This window comes from Myxococcus sp. RHSTA-1-4, from assembly GCF_020037125.1.
Taxonomy (GTDB): domain Bacteria; phylum Myxococcota; class Myxococcia; order Myxococcales; family Myxococcaceae; genus Myxococcus.
This window is the reverse complement of record NZ_JAIQDG010000006.1, coordinates 187,397-210,047: the sequence shown is the minus strand read 5'-3', so window position 1 is coordinate 210,047 and position 22,651 is coordinate 187,397. Positions and strand designations below refer to the sequence as shown.

Sequence of the window (22,651 nt, the reverse complement as noted above, 5' to 3'; positions counted from 1 at the left end):
TCCTCAGCGGATGGCCGAGTTCACCTGCAGAATCGGCATCAGGATGGAGAGCGCGACGAATGCAATCACCGCGCCCATGAACACGATGAGGAGCGGCTCGAGCAGCGAGGTGAGGGCGCTGATGCGCACGTTCACCTGGTTCTCGTAGTTGTCCGCCACGCTGGTGAGCATCTCCTCCAGCTGGCCGGAGCGCTCACCGATGGCGACCATGTGGTACACCAGCGGAGGGAACTCCCCGGAGCGCTTGAGCGGGTTGGCGATGCTCTCGCCCTCGCGGATGGAGTCGCGGGCCTTCTCCACCACCTCCGCGAGGACGGTGTTGGTCATGATGGCCTTGACGATGTCCATGGCCGCCAGCAGCGGGACGCCGCTCTTGAGCAGCGTGGACAGCGTGCGGGCGAAGCGGGAGATGGACAGGAGCCGCACGAGGTTGCCGATGACGGGCGCCTTCAGCGTGAAGCGGTCCCACTTCGGCTTGCCCTTGGGGCTCTTCGTCCAGCGCATGAACAGCCAGCCGCCCAGCACCATCAGCGGGACGATGATGAACCACCAGGCCTGGAAGAAGTTGCTGGTGGCGATGAGGATGCGCGTGTTCAGCGGCAGCGTGGCCTTCATCGTCTCGAAGATCTTCGTCACCTTCGGCACCACGAAGACCATGAGGGCCACGAGGATGCCGCCGCCCACCACCATCATGATGGCGGGGTAGAGCATGGTGCTGAGAATCTTCTGCTGCAGGCGGGCCTGGTTCTCCGTGAAGTCCGCCAGGCGCGTGAGCACGGCGTCCAGCGCGCCGGAGGCCTCGCCCGCGCGCACCATGTTCACGTAGATGCTGGGGAAGATTTTCGGGTGCTGGCCCATGGCGTCCGCCAGGGACGAGCCTTCATTGACGCGCTGCTTGATGTCGGAGAGGGCGCGCTTGAAGCGCTCCTTCTCCACCTGGTCCACCAGCGCGCTGAGCGACTCCACCAGGGTGACGCCCGCGCCCAGCAGTGTGGAGAGCTGCCGGGTGAAGATGGCCACGTCGTCCGTGTTGACGCGGCCGCGGCCCAGCTTGCGCAGGTCGATGTCGCGCGCGACGAGGGACGCGTTGGCGCCCCTGGACACGGCGGCGCGGCTGCCCTCCGCCTGCGCCAGCACGTCCGTCAGGAAGATGCCGTCGGTGCGCAGCTTGGAGCGCAGCGTCTTGGGCGAATCCGCCTCCAGCAGGCCCTTGACCTGCTTGCCCGCGGAGTTGAGACCTCTGTACTCGAAGACCGGCATGGCTCGTGAACCCCGGCCCCTCCCAGGGAGGAGCTGTCGGTTACATGTCCTCCTGGGTAATGCTCAGCACCTCGGCGATGGTCGTCTCGCCCAGGGCAATCTTGCGCGCGCCGTCATCCAGGAGCGTCGTCATGCCCTTGCCCGTGGCGGACTTCTTGATGGTCGCCGCGTCCACGTTCTTCAGCACCAGCTGGCGGACGTCGTCGTCCACCGGGAGGAACTCGTAGATACCGGTACGGCCCCGGTAGCCGTTGCGGTTGCAGGACGGGCAGCCGGTGGCCTTGTAGATGCGGTCCGTCCCGTAGCGCTCCTTGAAGGAGGCGAGCGAGTGGCCCAGCTCCTTGAGCTCCGCGTCCGTGGGCGTGTAGGGCACGCGGCAGTCCGGGCACACCCGGCGCACGAGGCGCTGGGCGAGGATGCCGGTGAGCGACGAGGCCACGAGGAAGGGCTCCACGCCCATGTCCACCAGACGCGTCACCGCGCCCGCGGCGTCGTTGGTGTGCACCGTGGAGAGCACGAGGTGGCCCGTGAGTGACGCCTGGATGGCGATTTCCGCCGTCTCCTTGTCGCGAATCTCGCCCACCATGATGACGTCCGGGTCCTGGCGGAGGAACGAGCGCAGCCCCTGCGCGAAGGTGAGGCCAATCTTCGGGTTGATGGCCATCTGGCCAATGCCCTTGAGCTGGTACTCGACCGGGTCCTCGACGGTGAGGATGTTGAGGTCCGGGGTGTTGATTTTGGACAGGGCGCCGTAGAGCGTCGTCGTCTTGCCGGAGCCCGTGGGGCCGGTGACGAGGATGATGCCGTGCGAGCGCTTGATGACGGCTTCCATCTGCTCGAGCGTCCGCTGGCTCATGCCGATTTCCGCCAGGTCCAGCAGCGTCGCCGTCTTGTCCAGCAGACGCATGACGATGCGCTCGCCGTAGGACGTGGGGATGGTGGACAGACGGATGTCGATGTCGCGGCCGGCCAGCTTGATGCGGATGCGGCCGTCCTGCGGCAGGCGCTTCTCGGCGATGTTGAGCTGCCCCATCACCTTCACGCGGGACACAATCGCGTTCTGGTAGCGCTTGGGCGGCTTGATGACCTCCTGCAGCACGCCGTCCACGCGGAAGCGCACCAGCAGCTCGCGCTCCATGGGCTCGATGTGGATGTCGCTCGCGCGCTCCTTGGCGGCGCGGAAGAGGACGGAGTTCACCAGCCGGATGACCGGCGCCTCGTCATTGACGTCCAGCAGGTCCGTGGGCTCGTCCAGCTCGTGGGCGATGGCGTCCAGGTCCTGCGTCTCCATCTCGTCCACGAGCTGCTCGGCCTCGTTGACGGAGCGGTCATAGACGCTGTTGATGGCGTCGATGATGGTGGAGCCCAGGGCGATGCGCGGGCTGATGCTCTCGCCCAGCAGCACCCGGACGTGGTCCAGCGCGGACGTGTCCAGCGGGTCCGCCACGGCCACCGCCACCGCGTCACCCTCCATGGACAGCGGGAGGATGTGCGACTGCTTGGCGAAGTTGATGGGGATGCGCTTGACCAGCTCCGCATCCACCTCCTCGGTGAAGATGCGCGCCAGGAAGGGCAGGTCGAGCTGGTGGCCGAGGGCCTTGGCCACGTCCTCCTCGGTGACCGCCTTCATCCCCACCAGCACCTCACCGATGCGCTGGCCCTTCTCCGCCTGGACGGAGAGCGCCTCTTGAATCTTCTCCTCGGTGAGCGAGGGCACGAGCGCGCGGAGGATTTCCCCCAGCGGCCGTCCGCAGAGGAAGGCCTGGCCGTGGGAGACGACCTGGGTGGCGTCGTTGCGCGGGGCGGCCGCGCCGGGCGCGGCGGTGTCGGCGATGAGGGTGGGGTCGGCGGTCACGTTCATGGGCTCTGGTCCCCCGAGTCCGGCTGGACGCGCAGGCCCTCGGTGGACGCATCCTCGGGAGCCGGAGGGCTCTCGGGGGCGGGCGTTTCGGAAGGCTGCGGGGCCGGTGCGGCGGGCACTGATTCTTCGGAACCACCCGGGGGCGGCGCCACTTCCCGCACCGGGGGTTCACCCGCGGGGGACTCCTGCGCGGGGGCCTGGCGCTTGCCCGACGGGGCAGGGGCCGGGCTGGCGGGGCCGATGATGCGCTCGCCCGGCGCGCCGGGGCCGCCGTTCTCCGCGCGCTGCTGCGCCTTCAGCACGGTCTGGTTCATGCGCGACAGCGGGCCGGGCTTGCGGCTGAAGTCCACCGCCACGTCGTAGCCGGGCACCTGGCCGTAGAACTGCTCCACGAACTGCTGCCGCTCCCGCATCTTCCGCTCGAAGATGACGCGGAAGTCCTCCGGGCCGCGGATGATGTACGGCGTCAGGAAGAGCAGCAGGTTCGTCTTCGTCTTGCGGCGCGTCGTGTCGCGGAAGAGGTGGCCGAGGATGGGGATGTCACCCAGCACCGGCACCTTGCTGACGGACTCCAGGGTGCGGTCCTGCATGATGCCGCCCAGCACCACCGTCTCCTGGTCCTTGGCGATGACCGTCGTCTTCGCGCTGCGGCGCGCGGTGGTGGGGCCGAGCACCGGGTCCGTGGACGCGATTTCCTCCGTCTGCTCGGTGATGACGAGCCGGATGTAGTCGCTGTCGTTGATTTGCGGCTTCACCGTGAGCTTCAGCTCCACGTTCTGGCGCGTAATCGGCGCGTAGAGCGAGCCCAGGCCGCCGAGCGAGCCGAGGATGGAGGGGTTGAGGCCGCCCGTGGTGCCGCTGGTGCCGCTGACGGCGGAGCCCAGCGAGGAGGGCGAGAAGCCGGACTGGAAGGGCACGTTCTGGCCCACCGTGATTTCCGCCTCCTCGTTGTCGCTGGTGAGGATGTGCGGGGTGGAGAGGACGTTGACGTCCGAGCTCTGCTGCAGCGCGTGCAGCACCACGCCGAAGGCGGGGATGTCCAGGCCCAGCTTCTCCAGCTCGGGGATGACGGGGCCCTGGATGCCGGCGAGGAAGCCGCCGAACTGCGCCAGGCTGCCCAGCGACAGCGACGGGGGCAGGCCCTGGCCGCCGGTGTTGTTGGTGCCGATGATGCCCGGCACCGCGCCATCGTCCGTCTTCAGGGAGAAGCCGCTGTGCAGGTCGATGCCGAACTCGGCGTTGCGGTCCAGGTTGACCTCCATGATGACGGCCTCGACGAAGACCTGGCGGCGCGGCGTGTCGAGCTGCTGGATGACCTGGACGATGTTCTTGTAGTCGGCGGCGCTGGCGACGATGACGAGCGAGTTGGTGCCCTTGTCGGCCGAAATCTTCACCTCGCCGCTGAACAGCTCCGCGGCCTGGGTGCCGCCGCCGGGGCGCTGCACGCCGGCGGGGGGCTGCGGGGTGGGCGTGCGCGGGCGGTTGGCGGTGCCCTGCGCCAGTGACTGGAGCGTGCTGGCCAGCTCCTCGGCGTTGGCGTGCTCGAGGTTGTAGACGTTGATGCGGTTGCCGCTGGTGGTGGGGATGTCGAGCTGGGCCACCAGCTCCTGGATGCGGTCGAAGGCGGCGGGGCTGGCGACGATGATGAGCTTGTTGGTGCGCTCGTCCGGGATGATCTGCGACAGCGTCACCGGCCCGCTGGCGCCCTCCGGGCCGGCCTGCTGCGCGGCCTGGGCGGCGGCGGCCTCACCGGGCGAGGCGCCGGGGGACACGTTGCTCTGGAAGCCGCCGGGGCGCTGGCCGGGGCGGGCGCCCTTGGCCTCGAAGAGGCGCTGCACGGTGTTGGCCACGTCCTGGGCGGTGGCGTACTGGACCTGGATGACGCGCAGCTCGTCGCTGGCCGCGCGGCTGTCGAGCTGGTCGATGATGCGCTCCAGGCGGTGGATGTTGGAGCCCACGTCGTTGACGATGATGGTGTCCGGCGGGTACGGAATCGTGTCGCCGTCCTTGGACACGAGCTGCTGGAGCACGCCGCGCAGCGGCTCCACTTCCACGTTCTTGATGCGGAACAGCTTGGTCACCATCTGCTCGTTGGTGGTGTAGGGCTGTCCCTCCTCGACGATGGTGGGGATGGGGTTCTGCTTCGCCGAGCGCTTGTCGACAATCTTCAGGAAACGGCCGTGCTGGTAGACGGAGAGGCCGTTGGCGTCGAGCGCGGCGAGGAAGGCGGAGTAGAAGGCATCCGCGTTCACCTCCACGCGGCCGTTCTCCGGGCCGATGATGGAAATCTTCCCGCGCACGTTCTCCGGGAGGATGAAGGTGCGGCAGGTGGCGTCCGCCACCGTCTGGACGAGCTTCTCGATTTCCACCTTGTCGAAGTAGATGCCGTAGCGGGCATTGCGCCGGGCCTCCTCGCACGTGGGCGTGCGGCGGGGACCCTGGTTGGCATCCTCGGCGCCATCGGCGGGCGAGGCCTGGGGAGAAATCGTCCGCTCACCCGGCGTGGTGGTGCCGGGCGGCGGGGGGCGACGCTGGGCCAGCGCGGGGACGGCGAGCGCGAGGCACAGGCAGAGCATCCAGGACGAGAGCGTCTTCATGGAGGAGCGGGCGCTGCTGGGGTGATTAACGGACGTTGTACGACTTGCGGATCGGCGCTCCGTTGCGCTCGATCTCGATCTCGATACGGGATGCGTCCTTCATCTTCGAGTAGATCTCCAGCGCCTTCTCGGGGCTGTTCATGTCGAAGCCGTTGATGCGGCGGATGACATCGCCGTTCTGGACGCCAATCTTGGAGTAGATGGAGTTCGGGCGGATGGAGAAGAGCTTGAAGCCCACCGCCTGCCCATCCTTGAAGGCGGGAACGATGCGCGCCTGCATGGCCACGTCGTTCAGGTTGTTGAGCGTCTTGTCGATTTCCGCGCGCGGGACTTCGTACTCGTTGTCGCTGAGGGCGCGGATGCCGCTGCCGTCGTTGGCCGGCGGCGGCGCGGTGTTGGCCTGGGCCACGGGCGGGGAGGGCGGCACGAAGGCGCCGTCACCCGGCTGCCCGTCGATGAACTCGCGGCGGCCGTTGTTGAGGATGATGACGCGCTCGCGCTCGATCTCCTCCACGGTGGCGCCCTGGATGTTGTTGCCGACCATGTAGGTCTGCGAGCGCTGCGTCACCATGTCCTGGATGGACGCGAAGGACCACTCGGGGTTGGCCGCGACGAGCGTGCCCAGCAGCTTCACCCGCAGGCCGCTCTTCACCGGCGGCGCGTTGGGGTCCACCTGGGGCGTCTCCGGCTCCTTCACCGCCACCTCGGGCTCGGGAATCTTGATGCCCGTCAGCTTGGAGAGCCGGTCCATGTCCAGGCTCGCCAGTGCCGTCTCCGCCCCGCGCGGCTTGGACGGCGCGCGCGTGGCCGTCCCCGGAGCCGGGACTGGCGAGATGGCGGACTCGACGAACAGGTTCACCGTGCGCGCCGCCAGCAGGGCCACGAGCAGGATGAACAGCAGGTTCACGGTCCAGAAGTATTTTCGAAAGAAGAGTTCCATCACGCTTCCGGTAGAAAGCCGGGCTCGGGTTGAGCAAGTCAGGTGCCACTCCGCGCCAGGCAGCCAATCCAGGCCCAACGGGCCAAGGGCGCGAAATTATTCCGAAATGCCCGGCCGCCCCGGGCTTCTGGGCGGGCCGCGAAACCCCGCCGGACAAAATGTCAAAAGGGGGCGGGGGCCGGTGTGACGCCCTGTCAGTCGCCGGTGTCGGTGGCGGGGGCCTGGGCGGTGGGGGCCTCCCCCGTGGACTGCTCGCGCTCCAGCTTGCGGTAGATGGTGCGCGCGGCGATGCCCAGCAGGCGGGCGGCCAGCGTCTTGTCGCCCCGGGTGTGGCGCAGCGTCTCGTGGATCACCCGGCGCTCGATTTCCTCCATGGGCGTGCCAATGGGGATGACGAGCTGTCCGGCCGAGCCCAGCGGCCCCTTGCGGACCGACTCGGGCAGGTCGCTGGCCTCCAGCACCTCGCCCCGGGCCAGCACCACCGCGCGCTCCACGGCGTGCTCCAGCTCGCGCACGTTGCCCGGCCAGGCGTAGTTCTCCAGCACGCCCAGGGCCTCCTGGGAGAAGCCGCGCAGCACCTTGCCATTCTTGGCGGCGAAGCGGCGCAGGAAGGCGTCCGCCAGCAGGGGGATGTCCTCGCGGCGCGAGGCCAGCGCCGGCACGCGAATCTCCACCACGTTGAGGCGGTAGTAGAGGTCCTCGCGGAAGCGGCCCTCCGCCACCTCCTTCTGGAGGTCCTTGTTGGTGGCGGCCACCAGCCGCACGTCCACCTTCACCGTCTGCGTGCCGCCCAGGCGCTCGATTTCGCCCTCGGCCAGCGCGCGCAGCAGCTTCACCTGGGCGGACAGCGGCATCTCGCCGACCTCATCCAGGAAGAGGGTGCCGCCGCTGGCGCGCTCGAAGCGGCCCTCGCGGCGGGCCACCGCGCCGGTGAAGGCGCCCCGCTCCACGCCGAAGAGCTCCGCCTCGAGGATGTTCTCCGGCAGCGCGCCGCAGTTGACGGCGACGAAGGGCCCCTTCGCGCGGTTGGAGTACTCGTGCACGGAGCGCGCGGCCAGCTCCTTGCCGGTGCCGGACTCGCCCAGCAGGAGCACCGTGGCGGTGGAGGGGGCCGCCTGGCGGATGGTGTCCAGCATGGCGCGGAAGGCGGGGGACTGGCCCACCATGGAGCGCCCGCCCGCCGCGTTCATCTCCGCCAGCTTCGCCTTGAGGGACTGGTTCTCCGCCACCAGCGCCCGCTTCTCCAGCGCCTTCTGCACCGCCTTCACCAGCGCGTGGCGCTTGAGGGGCTTGGTGATGAAGTCGTAGGCGCCGTCCTTCATGGCCGCCACGGCCGTCTCCACCGTGCCGTAGGCCGTCATCAGCACCACCTCCACGTCCGGGCGGATGGCGCGCGCGGCGCGCAGCAGCTCCTGCCCGTCCATGTTGGGCATCATCAGGTCCGTCACCATGACGGCCACCTCCGGCCGGCGCAGCAGCTCCAGCGCCTCCGTGCCGTTGGCGGCGGCCAGGGTGGCCATGCTCTCGCGCTGGAAGATGCGGGTGACGGAATCGAGGTTGGCGCGGTCGTCGTCGACGACCAGGACCGTGGGGGATGTCATGGCGTTCAAAAGCTCCTGGGCCGCCGCGCCGTTGCAAGCGGCGTTCCTATGCGTGCTCCTCGTCCGGCTCCAGCGGGCCGCCGCCCATGCGGCCAATGTCCTCGCGGTTCACCTTGTCCACGTTGAACTTCCGGGCGCTGGCCAGCATCCGGTCCACGGTGGAGTCGAAGTCCGGCTTCCCGCCGTCCTTGCGGAAGCGCAGGAAGTTGATGCGGGCGACGACGAAGTTCTTGAGGTAGGGGCTCTGGAGGCCGCGCTCCTTGAGGGTATTGACGACGCCCACCACGGCGTCGTCCAGTTCCAGCAGCCGGTCCGCCCGGGCCTCGCGCAGGCGCAGGGCCTCACCCAGGGGCAGGTCCATGAAGTCCTCCACCACCTTGACGAAGGGGTGGTAGGCGCCCGCGGAGAAGCGGGGCCGCTTCTCGTACGCGGCGCCCAGGGTGATGAAGGAGGGCTCTTCGAAGAGGCGGCCGAAGTCCGTCTCCCTGCCCTGCCGGTCCGCGCCCACCAGGCCCCGGTACATGCGGATGACCTCCAGCGAGCGCTCCTTCAGGTTGTGGGCCTTCTCCGTGTTGAGGGCGAGGATTTGATAGGCCACGTCCTCCTCCGGCAGCACCAGGGCGACGATGGACTTCGCCCCCAGCAGCTTGCTGGCGTTCAGGCGGTGGTTGCCGTTGGGCGTCCAGTACACGCCGTCCTTGCGCACGGCGATGACGGGGTCCAGGAAGCGGTCCAGCCGCTCCATGGCGTTGGCCAGCCGCTTCACGTGGGGCTCGGACAGGTCCCGCTGGTACGGGGTGGGCACCACCTTGTCGATGGGGAGCACGGCGAAGATGACGGGGTGCCCGCCCAGCGGGTCGCGGTAGACGCCGACCACCTCGCCGCCGTCCGTGCGCACCGCCTCCATCAGGTCGGTCAGGTCAGCGGGGTACTCCACGGAGTCGCTGGCCACCTCCGCCGGGGACAGGCCCTTGGATTTCGGCTCCGCCTTCTTGCGGCGCGGCTTGCGGACCGTCGCCGGCTTCTTCGCGGTGGCGGACTTGCGTGTGGACTTCGCTGCTGCCATGGGCCCTCCCTCCTGCGCTGTTCCTCTCGGTTGTACCCGGGGCCGCTGACATGGGCACGGCCCCGCGTAGGTCCACGCTAGGGTGACGCGGAGGGTAGGGCTACTCTCCCGAGACGGTGAGCTGCCGGAAGCGGACAGTGGGTGCCCCCACCGGGCCTCCGCGGAACTGCAAGTCGCTCCCGATGCCGTCCAGGTCCTGGAGCATCTGGAGGAGGTTGCCCGCCACCGTCACCTCCTGCACCGGGTACGTCAGCTCGCCCTTCTCAATCCAGATGCCGTTGGCGCCGGCGGACAGCTCGCCCGTCACCGGGTCCGTGCCGTGGCCGAGCAGGGCCGTCACGTACAGGCCGCTGTCCACCTCGCCGATGAGCTCCCGGGGCGGCTTCGTGCCCGGCTCCAGGTACAGGTTGGTGGTGCCGATGGAGGGCAGGGCGTTGTACCCGCGGGACGCGTTGCCGGTGGTGCGCGTCTTCGCCTTGCGCGCGGTGAAGGCGTCATAGAGGAAGCCCGACAGCACGCCCTTGTCGAGGATGGGGGTGCGCCGCGTGGGCACGCCTTCTCCGTCGAATGGGGCGGTGGCCAGGCCGCGCGCCAGCAGGCCGTCATCCACCAGGGTGACGTGCGGGCCCGCCAGCCGCTTGCCCTTGAGCGCGGCCAGCACGCTGGCCTTCTGGTACACGGCGTTGCCGTTGGCCGCGGAGGCCAGGTCCGACACGAAGGACGAGGCCACCAGCGGGTCCAGCACCACCGGCACCTGCTGCGTCTTCACCCGCTTCGCGCCCAGCATGCGCACCGCGCGGCGCGCCGCCTCGCGGCCCACGGACTCCGGGGCCTCCAGGTCGTCCAGGAAGCGCCGGTAGTCCACCCAGTAGCCCGTCTGCAGGCCCGCCCCGTCCGAGGCCACCGGCATGGAGTACAGGTACACGTACGTGCCGGAGTAGGCGCCGGACAGCCCCTCCGTGGACGCCACGTAGACCTCGGAGACATGGTCCCCGGCGCCCACCCCGTTGAAGGCGACGACGCGCGAGTCCTCCGCCCGGCCCGCCCGCTCCATCTCCAGGGCGGCCTTTATCTTCCAGTCACCGGGCAGCTCCGCCACCTTCGTGTCGAAGAGGGGGCCGGTGTCCCCGTAGCGGCCCAGGTCCTTGCCGGACGGCAGGCCGTTGAGCTTGTTGGGCGCGGCGGCCCCGGCCAGCTTCAGCGCCTGGTCCACGATGTGGTCCAGGGCGGCGGGCTCGAAGTCCGACGTATAGGCGAAGCCCAGCCGGCCCTTGACGAGGACGCGTACGCCCACGCCCTTGCTGGTGGACTGGGTGAGGTCCTCAATCTGGCCCTGGTGCACGCGCACGCTGCTCTGGCGGCCCACCTCCAGGAAGGCCTCCGCCTGCTGGGCGCCCTTCTTCTTCGCGCGCTGGACGATTCTCTTCGCGAGCTGCTGGTAGTCCACGGTTGGCGCTCCCTCTCTCAGGCGACCTTGGTTCCACCGACGGTGACGTTGTCGATGCGCAGCGTGGGCAGGCCCACGCCCACCGGCAGCATCTGCCCATCCTTCATGCAGATGCCCATGCCGGGGTCCGGCATCGGGTCGCACCCCACGCGCGACACGTTCTTCAGGGCCTCCGGCCCCACGCCGATGAGCATGGCGTTCTTCACCGGGCGGCCCAGCTTCCCGTCTTCAATCTGGTACGCCTCGCTCACCTCGAAGACGAAGTTGCCGTTGGTGATGTCCACCTGCCCGCCGCCGAAGGTGGCGCAGTACAGGCCGCGCTTCACCTCCTTGAGGATGTCCTCCGGGGCATGGTCTCCCGGGGCCAGGAAGGTATTCGTCATGCGCGGCAGCGGCAGGTGCTTGAAGGACTCGCGCCGCCCGCTGCCGGTGGAGCGCTGGCCCATCAGCTTCGCGTTGAGGCCGTCGTACAGGTAGTTCTTGAGGACGCCGTTCTCGATGAGGACCTTGCGCTCACCGGGGTTGCCCTCGTCGTCGATGTTGATGGAGCCGCGGCCGCTGGACACGGTGCCGTCGTCGATGACGGTGACCAGGTCCGACGCCACCTTCTGCCCCAGCTTGCCGGCGAAGAGCGAGGTGCCCTTGCGGATGAAGTCCGCCTCCAGGCCGTGCCCCACCGCCTCGTGCAGGAGGATGCCGCTCCAGCCGGGCGCCAGCACCACCGTCTGCGGGCCGGCCGCGCACTCGACGGCGCCCAGCGTGGCCACCGCCTGCCGTGCCGCCTCGCGCGCCACGGCCTCGGGCGGGAAGGTGTCCCAGTGCGTGAAGAGCACCCGGCCTCCGCCGCCGTACATGCCGGTGCGCAGCTCGCCGCCCTTGCCCAGGGCCACGGCATTCACGGCCATGCGGCACAGGTCCTGGACGTCCTCGGTGTAGCGGCCGTCCGTGTTGGCGATGGCGATGCGGCGCGTCTGGTCCACGTACGAGGCGTTGACCTGCTTCACCCGCGAGTCGAACGCGCGGGCCGCCTTGTCCGCGCGCGACAGCAGGGCCGTCTTCAGCGACACGTCCACGTCCATCAGCGGGGTGGCCACGCGGTAGTGGCTGGGCACCGGGGCGCGGTGCACCGGGAAGCTGCGCTCGGCGCCGCCGCCCTGGGCAATCATCGCCGCGGTGGACGCCGCGCGCAGCAGCGCCGGCTCCTCCCAGTCGTCGGAGAAGGCGTAGCCCACCTTCCCGGCGGAGATGACCCGCACGCCCACGCCCTGGATGAGGCCCGTCTGCGCGCTCTTGATGCGCGACTCCTCCAGCACCACCGCCGTGGTGAGCGTGCGCTCCACGTACACCTCGGCGAAGTCTCCCCCGCGCTCCATGGCCACGGCGAGCAGGCGCTCGATGAGCGGCTGGGGGAGCAGCGGGGCGGCCGAGGGCCCCCGGACCATGGGGGGCGCGAGCTGCGAGGTGGGGGCGCGCCGCGGGGACGCAGAGGCTCGGGGCATATTTCGGAACTCCCTCAGTGAAGCCGTTGGGGTATGTGGGCACCTACATAGGAGGCGGCGCCGCCCGGAGCAACGCTCAAGGCCCTTCCTTCTTTCCCTGCTGATCGGCCTGTCCGCATTCCCACCGTGGGGACGGCGCTCTAAGATGGCCGCCGCTTCGAGACCGGAAACCACCCCATGCCTCCTCGTCCTCCCCCCTCCTCCCGTGCTGGTGCCGGCCGCTCTTCGGGCCGGAGCAAGCCCGCCCGTGACACGCCCTCGTCCGAGGACGAGGATTTCTCCGCGCCCGTCACCGGGGAGGAGGGGTACCCCGAGGACGGCCCTCCCAACCCGGAGCTGTATGGCGACATGGCGGGTTCGCCGCGCTCGCGCACCGACGAGACGCGGGTGGCCTCCGTGCGGGAGGTGGAGGAGGAGCGTTCCCGCGAGGACGAGGACGACAACCCGGACGCCACCCGCGCCGGCCCTCCGGTGCAGATGCTGGTGCTGGCGGGGCCGGACCGGGGCCGCAAGAAGCGCTTCCAGAGCGTGCGGATGGTCGTCGGCCGCGGCAAGGACTGCGACTTCGTCCTGGAGGACCAGTCCGTCTCCCGCCGTCACCTGGAGCTGGTGTACGGCGAGGGTGGGGTGGTGATGCGCGACCTGGGCAGCGTGTCCGGCACCCAGGTCAACGACCAGCGCGTGGACGAGTGCGTCCTCAAGCACGGGGACGAGCTGGCCATCGGCAAGACGCGGCTGCGCTTCGTGGACGAGGCGGAGCAGATCAAGGAGCTGCGCGCCCAGGCGGAGGCCCGCGAGGCCGACGAGAAGCGCGAGCGCGAGGAGGTGGCGGAGGAGCGCAAGTCCTCCGCCTCCGCCAGGCGCGGTGAGCTGGACCCGAGCGACCCGCGCCTGAACGAGGCCACCAACGCCAACTACAAGCTGTCCGACGTCCTGAAGAAGGAGGAGGGGAAGAACAAGGGCACCGTCGTGGTGTCCCGTCCCCGGCCCCCGACGCGGAGCGGACCGGCCAGGGGCAGCGGCGGGCTGAACGGCAAGCAGAAGCTGCTCATCGGCGTGGCGGGCTTCGTGGTGGTGCTGCTGGTGGCGGGGCTCATCTTCGTGCCCAAGGGCCCGCCGCCCCCGCCGCCGGTGGACCCGAACGTGGAGCGGGCGAAGCTGCTCATGCAGAAGGCGCGCGAGTCCGTGCGCGCGGACGACTACGCCAACGCGGTGCGGTTCGTCGAGGAGGCGGAGAAGCTGCTGCCCGGCGTGGACGAGGAGGGCCTGGGCCGCGCCGCGCGCAAGCAGCAGGAGGTGCTGGAGGCCTTCCAGGCGGTGCGCGCCCTCATGGACGAGAAGCAGTTCGAGGAGGCGCGCGCCAGGCTGTCCAGCGCCCCGGAGGGCACGGCGAAGACGGATGACATCCGCCGGAAGCTGGAGGCCGAGCTGGAGGAGAAGGAGCTGGCCTGGAAGATTCAGCAGGTGGAGGAGTCGTTCGCGTCGAGGGACCCGGAGGTGGTGCGCCCGCTGGTGGACGCGCTGCCCCCGCTGAACCGGCCGCCCTACGAGGAGAAGCTGGCGGACCTGGAGGCGGAGCTGGCGAGGGAGGCCGCGGACGCGGCGCGCCGGGGCCGCAACGCGCGGGAGCGCGCGGCGGAGCTGGCGAAGCAGAAGCGCAAGGAGTTCATGGAGGAGGCCTTCGTCGACGTGGAGCGGCGCTTCAACGGCGGCGAGTACCAGCGCGCGGTGCTGGAGTGCGACCGGGTGGTGGACCGGAACAAGGGGGACAAGGAGGTCCGCGACAGGGCCAACTCCCTCAAGCGCCTCATCCCCCAGTTCCAGCGCAGCCTGGAGGACGGGCAGAAGAAGCTGGAGTCCAACGCCCTGGAGGCCGCGGCGAAGCCGCTGCGCCGGGCGGCGGAGCTGTACCGGCAGATTGGCTTCCGCGGCTCGCTGGGCAACACCATCGACGAGCAGCTCGCGTCCTCGTCCGTGGCTGCGGGGCAGGCGGCCCTCAAGCGGGGAGACCTGGCGGCGGCGGGCTCCAACTTCCGCGAGGCCCTGCGGCTCAACCCCGGCGACGGCCGTGCGCGCGACGGGCTGGACACCTTGCAGAAGAAGGTGGAGGAGCTCTACCTGCAGGCCTACATCCAGCGGGACAGGGACCCGCAGGCCGCCGCGGAGAAGTTCAAGGTCATCATCGAGACCGCCTCCGAGGGCTCCGAAGTGAAGCGCAAGGCGGAAATGTATCTGGGCGAGCTGCAGCCGTGAGCCGTGGCGCGCAAACACCGAAGAGCCGTGGAGAAATGGGATGAACGAGTCGTCGCTGCGTGAGCTCGGAATGGACCTCATCGAGGAGCGCCAGTTCGAGCGGGCCCTGGCCGTGTTCGCCGAGGCGGTGCGCCGCGTCCCCGCGGACCATCGGTCCCGGATGATGGCGGCCCGGTGTCTGGCGGAGCTGGGGGAGCGCGAGCGCGCCGTCACCTGCTACCACGCGTGCGCGGAGGGCCTGCTGCGGCGCGACTACCTGCTGTCCGCCATGGCCGCGTGCAAGCTGGCGCTGGACCTGACGCCCAACGAGCGGCGGCTGAAGGACACGCTGATGCGGGTGCACGCCCGCGCGGTGCGCAACGCGCCGGGCCGCGCGGCCGTGCCGCCGCCGCTGCCGCCGGAGGTCCTCTACGACGGCAAGGTGGAGACGGACCTGATGGGCCTGCAAGGCGAGGAGCTGGCCAACCGCGCCATCGAAGTGCTGGCCGCGCCGGACCCGGGAGGCTCGGCGGACCCGAACAGCCGGCCGCCGCTGCCGCTGTTCTCGGAGCTGGACCGGGACGCCTTCCTGGACCTGGTGGGCCGCATGGCGTGGCGCCGGGTGAAGCCGGACGAGGTGGTGAGCCGCGAGGGCGAGCCCACGGACCACCTCTACGTGCTGGTGGCCGGCAAGGCGGAGGTGACGCGGCAGATGGAGGGCGAGGCGAAGACGCTGGGCTTCCTCGGCGGCGGCTCCATCTTCGGCGAGATTGCCCTGCTGACGGGCGCGCCCCCCACGGCGACGGTGACGGCGGTGTCGGACACGGAGGTCTTCGAGATTCGCCGCGAGCACCTCAACGCGGTGGCCAAGAGTCACCCGGCGGTGCCGCAGGTGCTGGCGGACTTCGCGCAGCAGCGCATGGCGCGAAACCTCATGGCCACCTCGCCCATGTTCCAGACGATGCCGGAGTCGGAGCGCGGCGCGCTCCTGCAGCGCTTCACCTTCCGGGCGCTCCCGACGCGGGAGAAGGTGCTGGTGGAGGGTGAGCACTCGCCGGGCCTGTTCCTCGTGCTTGCCGGAGAGCTGGTGGTGCAGAAGGAGGACCCGGCCGGCGGCGTGGTGACGCTGGGCGTGCTGCGCGAGGGCGACGTGGCCGGAGAGATTTCGCTGCTGACGGGCCTGCGCGCCACGGCCACGGTGGTGGCCGCGCGCAAGACGGCGGCGGCCTTCCTGGAGCGCTCCGCCTTCCACGAGCTGGTGAAGGGCTTCCCCCACATCCGCACGTACCTGGAGCAGCTCTCGGACCGGCGCCTGAAGCAGATTGGCGAGGCGCTGCGGCCCGCGGAAATCATCGACGCGGACGAGCTGGTGCTCGAGCCCGAGGCGGCGTGAGGCGGGCATGCTGACGCTCTCGCGCTCGAGGGTGATGGGGCTGGGACTGGCGCTGCTGGCGGCGGGCGCGGTGCTGTACTTCTGGCCGCGTCCGGAGCCCGGCGTGCAGGAGGCCGTCACCCGGCGCGTGGTGGAGATGACGCGCGCCGCGGAGGAGAAGGACGTGGGCGGGGTGATGGAGGCCGTGTCCGAGCGCTTCCGCTCCGTGGGCGGCGGCTGGGGCAAGAAGGAGGTGCGCGGGGTGCTGGCGTCGCAGGTGCTGCGGGGCCAGTGGGTCCGCGTCTTCATGACCAACCTGGAGGTGCGTGAGGTGTCCCCCACGCAGGGCGACTTCCAGGCGCGGTTCATCTTCGGCCGCTCGCAGGCGGAGAAGGTGCAGGACCTGGCCGCCGACAGCGTGCTGAACGCCTGGCTCATCGAGGGCACCTTCGAGAAGGAAGAGGACGGTGAGTGGCGGGTGGTGCGCGCGAAGCACCGCTCGCTCAACCCGGCGGACCTGCTGTAGCGGCGGCCTACTGCAGCAGGGCGCCCGTCTCCGTCACCCACGCCTTGGCCATGGCGGCCTGGCCCGCGGCCTCCAGGCTCTTCCGGATGCCTTCGATTCGCGCGGACAGCACCTCTCGCGGGGTGCCCTGGACGCGGGCGCGCACCAGCCCGAAGTAGTAGTGCTGGCAGCCGGCGGCGAACTCACCCTGGGCGAAGAGCAGGTCGCCCATGGCGGCGTAGGCCTCCGCCAGGGTGCCCGCGCCGCTGTCCGGCGCCACCAGGGACAAGAGCGCGCGAGCGCCCGCGTAGTCCTTGCGCGCCAGCAGCAGCGCGCCCTTGGCGTACTGGGCCCGGGCCAGTCCCACGCCGCGCGCGGTGATGGCCTTGTCATACGCGGCCAGGGCGTCGTCCTGGCGGCCCGCCGCCTCCAGCACGCCGCCGCGCGCCAGCCAGTAGCGGCCGTCCTGCTCCAGCAGGCTGACCTTCTTCCCGTCGGCGGTGGCCACCTGCACGGGGCGGAACGTCTTCTCGTAGGCGTCCAGCAGCGCCAGCGCCCCGGCGCCGTCACCGGCCCCCTGCAAGGCACGCGCGCCGTCCAGGTAGAGCAGGGGCGCGTTGCGCCGCTTCGCCACGGCGGCCTCGAAGGCCGCGCGGGCCTCGGGGGCCTTCTTCATGCCCAGCGCCCGGGCCCGGGCGAAGAGGGCGTAGTGCTCCTCCGGCCAGTCCTTCAGCGCCGCGTCCGCCGCCTGGAGGGCCTCGTCCGCCGCGCCCCGGGCCAGCGCCAGCTCCGCCTTCAGCGCCCCGGCGCGGGCCTTCAGCACCGGCGTCAGCTCGGCGCCGCGGGCCAGCACGTCCGCCAGCGTCTTCCGGGCTTCCTCCAGCTTCCTGCCCTGGTACACGTGCGCGAGCGCCGCGGACACGCGCGCCAGCAGGTGGTCCGGGTTGACGCTGGTGGCCTTGCCGAAGGCCTCCACGGCCGGGGCGTACTGGCCCTCGTCCAGCAGGGCCTCGCCGTAGGCGGTGGTGAAGCGCGGGTCCCTCCAGGCCGCCTCGGCGGCGCGGGCGAAGGCCTGCCTCGCGCCGGGCAGGTCGCCTCGCGCCTGGAGCGCCATGGCCAGGGCCAGGGTCAGCTTCGGATTGCTGGCGCCCTGCGCCTTGAGGTCCGCCAGGTACTTCTCCGCCTCGTCGGGCCTGCCCTCCGCGAGCAGGTGCAGGGCGCGCGCGCCGTAGCGCTCGCCGGAGCGGGACTCGAGCTGCTCGGCGCGCGTGAGGAACTCGCGGGCCTTCGCATCCGCGCCGGGCTGGCGGTGCTCCAGCCACAGCACCGTCTGGATGTCGGCGGCCAGCGCCTGGGCGTCGCGGGACTTGTCGTTGAGCTGGAAGACGGCCTCCAGCTCCTTCATGGCCCTCGCGAGGTCGCCCGGGTTGCCCCGCAGGGCCGCCGCGCGGGCCGCGCGCATGTGCTCCTCTGTCTGCTTCCGCACTCCGCCGCGGTGGACGAACCAGGCCACCGCGCCGGCGAGCAGCAGGGCCACCACTCCCACCTGCATCAGCGCGCTCGCGAAGCTCTCGCGCCGCTTCCAGTCCCTGCGCCCTTCGGTGCCCATGGGCCTGCCTCCCCCGCTGGAGTGGGTGTTACCGGACGTTCCCGCCCGCGTGCCGAGTATAGGGGCCGCGCACAGATAGGAACGGCTCCGCGCGGTGTCAACGGTGGGCCCCGGGTACGGCTGGTGCATACTGGCCCCGGAGGTGCGCGCAATGGCGGTACACACGGCGCTCCCGCCCGAGGCGTTCGCCCGGGTCGCGGAGGCGTATGGGCTGGGGCAGGTTCGGGAGGTGGCACCCATTCCCCAGGGGTCCATCAACACCAATCACCGGCTGGAGACGGAGGGTGGGCGCTACTTCATGCGCCACACCACCGTGCGCTCCCCGGATGACCTGCGCTTCGAGGCCGCGCTGCTGGCGCACCTGGCGGCGTACCACTTCCCCGGGCCCGTGCTGCTGCCCACGCGCGACGGCGCCCCCTTCCTGGAGCTGGAGGGCGGCCGTGTCACCGTCTTCCGCTGGCTGCCAGGAGAGGAGCTGCGCCACCCCCGCCTCACCGCGGACCACCTGGAGCGGCTGGGCGCGGAGCTGGGGAAGATGCACCGGGACACGCAGTCCTTCTCCGGCTCGCGGGAGAACCCCTACGGCCCGGACACGGTGCGCGGGTGGATTGAGGGGCTGTCACACCACCCGGACGCGGAGCTGTCCCGGGTGGCCGGCGAGCTGCGGCGCTACCTGGAGAAGTCCGAGGCGGTGCGCCAGGGGCTGGAGCCCCGTGGCGTCATCCACGCGGACCTCTTCATGGACAACGTGAAGTGGCTGGGCGACCGCGTGGGCGCCTTCTTCGACTTCGAGATGGCGTGCCGGGAGGCGTACGGCCTGGACGTGGCGATTACGCTCAACGCCTGGTGCTTCGAGGGCGGCGAGTACCTGCCCGAGCTGTGCCGCGCCTTCATCCGCGGCTACCAGGACGTGCGGCCCCTGGCCCCCGTGGAGCGGGCCAACCTCTTCGGCCATGCGCTCTACGGCGCGGTGCGCTTCACCGCCAGCCGCATCCGCGACTACCACCTGTCGCCGCTGCCCGCGGACAAGCTGGTGCGGAAGGATTACCGCACCTACCTCAACCGGGCCCGGCGGCTGTCCGCCATGGGGCCCGAGGGCCTGTCCGCGCTGCTGGGGCTGTGAGGCCCGAGGGGGCGCTCAGATGCCGGAGACGATCTTCCACTGGCCGTCTTCGCGCCGGAACACCATCTGCTCCAGCTCGGACTCGCGCTGGGGCCGGGTGTTGAGGCCCGGCATGCGCCAGTTCGCCTTCCAGTAGTAGATGGCGCCGGCCACGCCCAGGTCCTCATTTATCTGGATTCGGCGCACGTCCAGCTCCACCTGGGTGCCCTGGACCTGCTTGAAGAGGTTCTCCAGGTAGGGGCCGAGGTTGGCGGTGGTGAGGTCGTCATCGGGCTCGGACGGGGTGCCCGCGTCCTCGCGGAAGTCCTTGGTGACCAGGGCCTGGATGGCGGCGGCGTCGCGGTTCTCCAGCGCGGAGCGGTACTGCTCCATCACCTGGAGGATGGCGCGTGTGTCGGAGTTGTCGACGATGTCCGTGCCGGGGATGAGCTTCGGGGCGCAGGCGGCCAGCAGGGACAGGACGCTGAGGGCGAGGAAGCGTTGGGTCATGGCGGGGCCTTACGAGGACAACCGAGAGGAAGTCAACCCATTCCCCAGGCCCCGCCGGGCGGGCGGGCGCGCGGCTAGCCCTTGCGGATGACCTCGGTGATGAACCGGTTGAGCACCGGCACCTCGTTGTCGAGGATCTTCAGGCCCTCGGACTGGATGACCTTCTCGCCGATGAGGGCCAGCGGCTTCATCAGGAAGGGCAGCTTGAGGGTGATTTCGCCGTCCAGCGTGCGCTCCGTCTGCCCGCCGCCCAGGTCCTTCAGCTTCAGCACGCCCGTGTTCACCAGCATCTTGGAGATGGTGCCGGAGGTGGGCACGTTGCTGAAGGTCAGCTCCTTGCGGCGCTTGTCGTAGGTGGACGTCTCGACGAAGGCGAACCACTCGGGCGGCACCTGCTTGGGGCCGATGCTCTGGATGACGGGCTTGGGGCGGTAGCGCACGCGGCGGCGCACCACGTCACCCTCGGCCTTCACCTCCAGCGGCTGGAGCTCCAGCAGCACGCCGTGGTGCTTCAGCAGGAAGTCGAAGTAACGCTCGTCGAGGAGCGCGCGCTCCACCTCGTCCACCGTCCCCTGGATTCGCTGCCTCGTCTCGAACCGCATCCGACTCCTCCTTGGCTGTGCTGGAAACTCTCCGCTGTCGGGGCTCCTGCCTAGCGGAATCCCCGGCTAGCGGAAAGCCTGACGTGGCACCAGGGGGCCGCGGAAGGTCGTCTCCTCGAAATCACACCGCTGCCGCCACTCGTCGGCGGTGGCCCGGAAGGCGGCGCCGAAGTCCGGCAGCGCCCCCACCTCGTGGCGCACCGCGCCGCAGTCTCCGGCGAGGTAGGCGGACTCCACCCGCATGCGCAGGGCCTCCTTGCGCAGGGCCTCCGGCAGCGTCTCGTCCGCCAGGGCCCGCTGGAGCGGCTCGGCCGCGAGCGACGGGGCCCCCACCTGATGCAGCCTCCGGCCCAGGAGGTAGTTCAGGTACGGGTCGCCGGGGAGGGCGGAGAGGGCCCGTGACAGCAGCAACAGGCGCAGCTCGTCCTGGGTGGCGCGGAACCAGGCGTCAATGGGGGGACGGCGGGCGGGGGACTCCAGCGCGGCCAGCTTCACCTGGGCGGTGCGCGTCAGCTCTGGGCCGGCGTCCTTGGCCAGCACGGTGTCGAGGAAACCCCGGGCCGCGGCGGGCTGCTCGCGACGCAGCTCGACGTCCGCGCGCGCCATGGCCACCTCCGCCTCCAGAACGGGCTGGCCCTTCACGCGCTCCGCCTCCGCCAGCGTGGCCAGCACGGCGGCCGCGTCGTCGTAGCGCTCCAGGGTGCCCAGCGCGGCGGCCTCGCCCAGGCGGTAGGAGGGCTCCTCCGGCTGCAGCTCCGCGGCGCGGCGGTAGCGCCTCAGCGAGTCCTCCGGGTCGCTGGCCAGGGCCTCGCGGGCGGACTCGGCGAGCCGTGCCACCTCGCGAGCGCAGGCGCGGGTGAAGAGGCTGCCGGTGCGGAAGCGGGCGAAGGCGCGCGCCACCGCCGCGTCGTCCAGGGGCAGCGCGTCCACGTGCTGCTCCCACTCGGTGACGAGCTCGTCCAGGGGGCGGCCGTAGGCGCGCGGGAAGTCGCCGTCGGCGTAGACGGCGCGCAGCTTCGGGGCCCCGTAGGTCTCCGCGAGGTACAGCAGGAACGAGCCCGCCACGGTGTACGCGCGCGCGGGCGCGGACTGGTAGAAGCCCTCCGGCCCCATCAGCTTGCGCATGTCCGGGGCCAGCTTCTGCCGGCGCATGCCCGCGGCCCACTGGTGCAGCGTGAGGTCGCCCTGCACCGGGCCGTCCGCGGCCACCGCCAGCCCTTCGATGACGCCCATCAGCGGCCAGACGCCCCAGCGGGTGGTGACGCCGAAGGGGCCGCCGCCGGCCGGGGCCGCCATGACGTGCACCAGCTCGTGGTGCAGCACGGAGTGGGGGAAGGGGCGGTCCTGGATGTGCAGCGTGTGCAGCCAGGGCTTGGCGAACTGGGTGCGGCCGGCGCCCACCAGTTGCTGCTTCTGCTCCTCGTCCTTGTAGAGCCACACGATGATGCGCTCGGTGGGGGCCACACCGAGGAAGCGCTGCGTCTGCATCCAGCGGAACTCCATGTCCCGCGCCATCCGGTCCACGTCCTCGCGCGGCTTGCCCCGCCAGTAGTGGAGGCGGAAGTGCTCCGTCTCGCGCGTGCCGCCGAGCGTCTCGGCGAGGTAGTCGTCCGTCATCCGCAGGCCCAGCTCCGGGCCGCGTGTCTCCAGGAGGACGATGACGGTCAGAGGCAGGGCCAGCGCGGCCAGCAGCCCGGGGCGCAGGCCGGAGCGGCCCAGGCGGCCGGAGCCCGTGTCCAGCAGCGCGGCGGTGAGTCCCGCCAGCACCCCGGCCCACAGCAGCGTCTCCAGCCGGAACCAGGCCAGGGCGGGCGTCACCGCCAGGGCCTCGTCGTACAGCGGCCCGGGCATGTGCCCCAGGAAGTGATTGAAGGCGAACACCTGCGGCCCGGCGACGATGGGCCACACCGTGGGCACGGCCGAGACGAGGACCAGCAGCGCGTACAGCCCCACGGCCCGGGCCGGGCGCCGGCCCCGGAAGCCGCACAGCACGCCCGCCGAGGACGCCAGCACGGCCGAGGGGAGGGTGAGCAGGGGGAAGAATCCCACCAGGGCGAACGGGTCGCACGCGGTCCGCAGCCAGGCGAACAGGGTGGAGGCGAGGAAGGGGGGCACCAGCACGCCCAGGTTGAGGAGCAGGGAGGCGCCCAGGGCGTTCCTCACGGCCGCGCCGGGCGCCGTGACGCGGGTGGCACCGGGGGGGCGGGGGTCCACCCCCAGGAGGAGGCGCCGCTCCTGGGCGGCGGCGGCGATGCCCGTCCCCCCGCCGAGCAGGCCCACGGCGATGGAGAGGGCCAGGCTCAGCTCGAAGCCGGGCACGCCGAAGAGGGGGACGAGGACGAGCGCCGAGCCACCCCCGGCCAGCAGGAGCACGGTGGCCAGGACGGCCGGGCGGCGCAACAGGCCCAGGGCGCGGGTGAGGACTTGCCGCATGGCCTCCCCTATACT

General features: G+C 70.8%; 16 protein-coding genes. 4 read left to right on the top strand and 12 right to left on the bottom strand.

Annotated features, from left to right (window positions below; genetic code table 11):
* Positions 1-3: 3 nt before the first annotated feature.
* From gspF to K8638_RS11530, 8 genes are all read right to left on the bottom strand, one after another.
* The gene (gene gspF / locus K8638_RS11565; RefSeq protein WP_223754530.1) at positions 4-1,260 is read right to left on the bottom strand and encodes a type II secretion system inner membrane protein GspF; all 1,257 of its coding nucleotides are present in this window, start codon (positions 1,258-1,260) and stop codon (positions 4-6) included.
* Positions 1,261-1,300: 40 nt separating this feature from the next.
* Positions 1,301-3,121, bottom strand: coding sequence for a type II secretion system ATPase GspE (gene gspE, locus K8638_RS11560; protein ID WP_223754529.1), 1,821 nt, complete (start codon positions 3,119-3,121; stop codon positions 1,301-1,303).
* Positions 3,118-5,718 carry a type II secretion system secretin GspD gene (gene gspD / locus K8638_RS11555; RefSeq protein ID WP_223754528.1) on the bottom strand — a complete coding sequence of 867 codons (2,601 nt, stop codon included), beginning with the start codon at positions 5,716-5,718 and terminating at the stop codon, positions 3,118-3,120. Before gspD ends, gspE begins: the two co-directional genes overlap by 4 nt.
* Before the next feature lie 25 nt (positions 5,719-5,743).
* Positions 5,744-6,658, bottom strand: coding sequence for a type II secretion system protein GspC (gene gspC / locus K8638_RS11550; RefSeq protein ID WP_223754527.1), 915 nt, complete (start codon positions 6,656-6,658; stop codon positions 5,744-5,746).
* 194 nt (positions 6,659-6,852) lie between these two features.
* Positions 6,853-8,259 (bottom strand): sigma-54 dependent transcriptional regulator, encoded by a 1,407-nt coding sequence (locus tag K8638_RS11545; protein ID WP_223754526.1) that lies wholly within the window; start codon positions 8,257-8,259, stop codon positions 6,853-6,855.
* Between the two features lie 46 nt (positions 8,260-8,305).
* Positions 8,306-9,325: a ParB/RepB/Spo0J family partition protein gene (locus K8638_RS11540; protein WP_223754525.1), complete on the bottom strand. Its 1,020-nt coding sequence runs from the start codon at positions 9,323-9,325 to the stop codon at positions 8,306-8,308.
* A gap of 100 nt (positions 9,326-9,425) precedes the next feature.
* Positions 9,426-10,772, bottom strand: a complete 1,347-nt coding sequence (locus tag K8638_RS11535; RefSeq protein WP_223754524.1) for a TldD/PmbA family protein — start codon at positions 10,770-10,772, stop codon at positions 9,426-9,428.
* Between the two features lie 17 nt (positions 10,773-10,789).
* Entirely contained in the window at positions 10,790-12,271 is a 1,482-nt protein-coding gene (locus tag K8638_RS11530; RefSeq protein ID WP_223754523.1) for a TldD/PmbA family protein, read from the bottom strand.
* 177 nt (positions 12,272-12,448) lie between these two features.
* Here K8638_RS11530 and K8638_RS11525 point away from each other — a divergent pair, with 177 nt between their 5' ends.
* From K8638_RS11525 to K8638_RS11515, 3 genes are read left to right on the top strand one after another with little or no spacing between them, the layout of a single operon-like run.
* Entirely contained in the window at positions 12,449-14,524 is a 2,076-nt protein-coding gene (locus tag K8638_RS11525; protein WP_223754522.1) for an FHA domain-containing protein, read from the top strand.
* A gap of 40 nt (positions 14,525-14,564) precedes the next feature.
* On the top strand, positions 14,565-15,896 hold the full coding sequence (locus tag K8638_RS11520) for a cyclic nucleotide-binding domain-containing protein (protein ID WP_223754521.1): 1,332 nt from the start codon (positions 14,565-14,567) through the stop codon (positions 15,894-15,896).
* A 7-nt stretch (positions 15,897-15,903) separates the two neighbouring features.
* The gene (locus K8638_RS11515; RefSeq protein WP_223754520.1) at positions 15,904-16,401 is read left to right on the top strand and encodes a hypothetical protein; all 498 of its coding nucleotides are present in this window, start codon (positions 15,904-15,906) and stop codon (positions 16,399-16,401) included.
* A gap of 7 nt (positions 16,402-16,408) precedes the next feature.
* Here K8638_RS11515 and K8638_RS11510 read toward each other — a convergent pair whose 3' ends face one another.
* Positions 16,409-17,989, bottom strand: coding sequence for a cellulose synthase (locus K8638_RS11510; RefSeq protein ID WP_223754519.1), 1,581 nt, complete (start codon positions 17,987-17,989; stop codon positions 16,409-16,411).
* 151 nt (positions 17,990-18,140) lie between these two features.
* On the opposite strand from K8638_RS11510, the gene K8638_RS11505 reads away from it, so the two are divergent.
* Positions 18,141-19,112, top strand: a complete 972-nt coding sequence (locus K8638_RS11505) for a homoserine kinase (RefSeq protein ID WP_223754518.1) — start codon at positions 18,141-18,143, stop codon at positions 19,110-19,112.
* A 15-nt stretch (positions 19,113-19,127) separates the two neighbouring features.
* Here the strand turns inward: K8638_RS11505 and K8638_RS11500 are convergent, their stop codons facing one another.
* The 3 genes from K8638_RS11500 to K8638_RS11490 all read right to left on the bottom strand — a co-directional run bounded on the left by K8638_RS11500 (position 19,128) and on the right by K8638_RS11490 (position 22,636).
* Positions 19,128-19,601, bottom strand: coding sequence for a nuclear transport factor 2 family protein (locus K8638_RS11500; protein WP_223754517.1), 474 nt, complete (start codon positions 19,599-19,601; stop codon positions 19,128-19,130).
* Between the two features lie 74 nt (positions 19,602-19,675).
* Positions 19,676-20,203 carry a DUF2505 domain-containing protein gene (locus K8638_RS11495; protein WP_223754516.1) on the bottom strand — a complete coding sequence of 176 codons (528 nt, stop codon included), beginning with the start codon at positions 20,201-20,203 and terminating at the stop codon, positions 19,676-19,678.
* Between the two features lie 66 nt (positions 20,204-20,269).
* Positions 20,270-22,636: a hypothetical protein gene (locus tag K8638_RS11490; RefSeq protein WP_223754515.1), complete on the bottom strand. Its 2,367-nt coding sequence runs from the start codon at positions 22,634-22,636 to the stop codon at positions 20,270-20,272.
* Between the last annotated feature and the right edge of the window lie 15 nt (positions 22,637-22,651).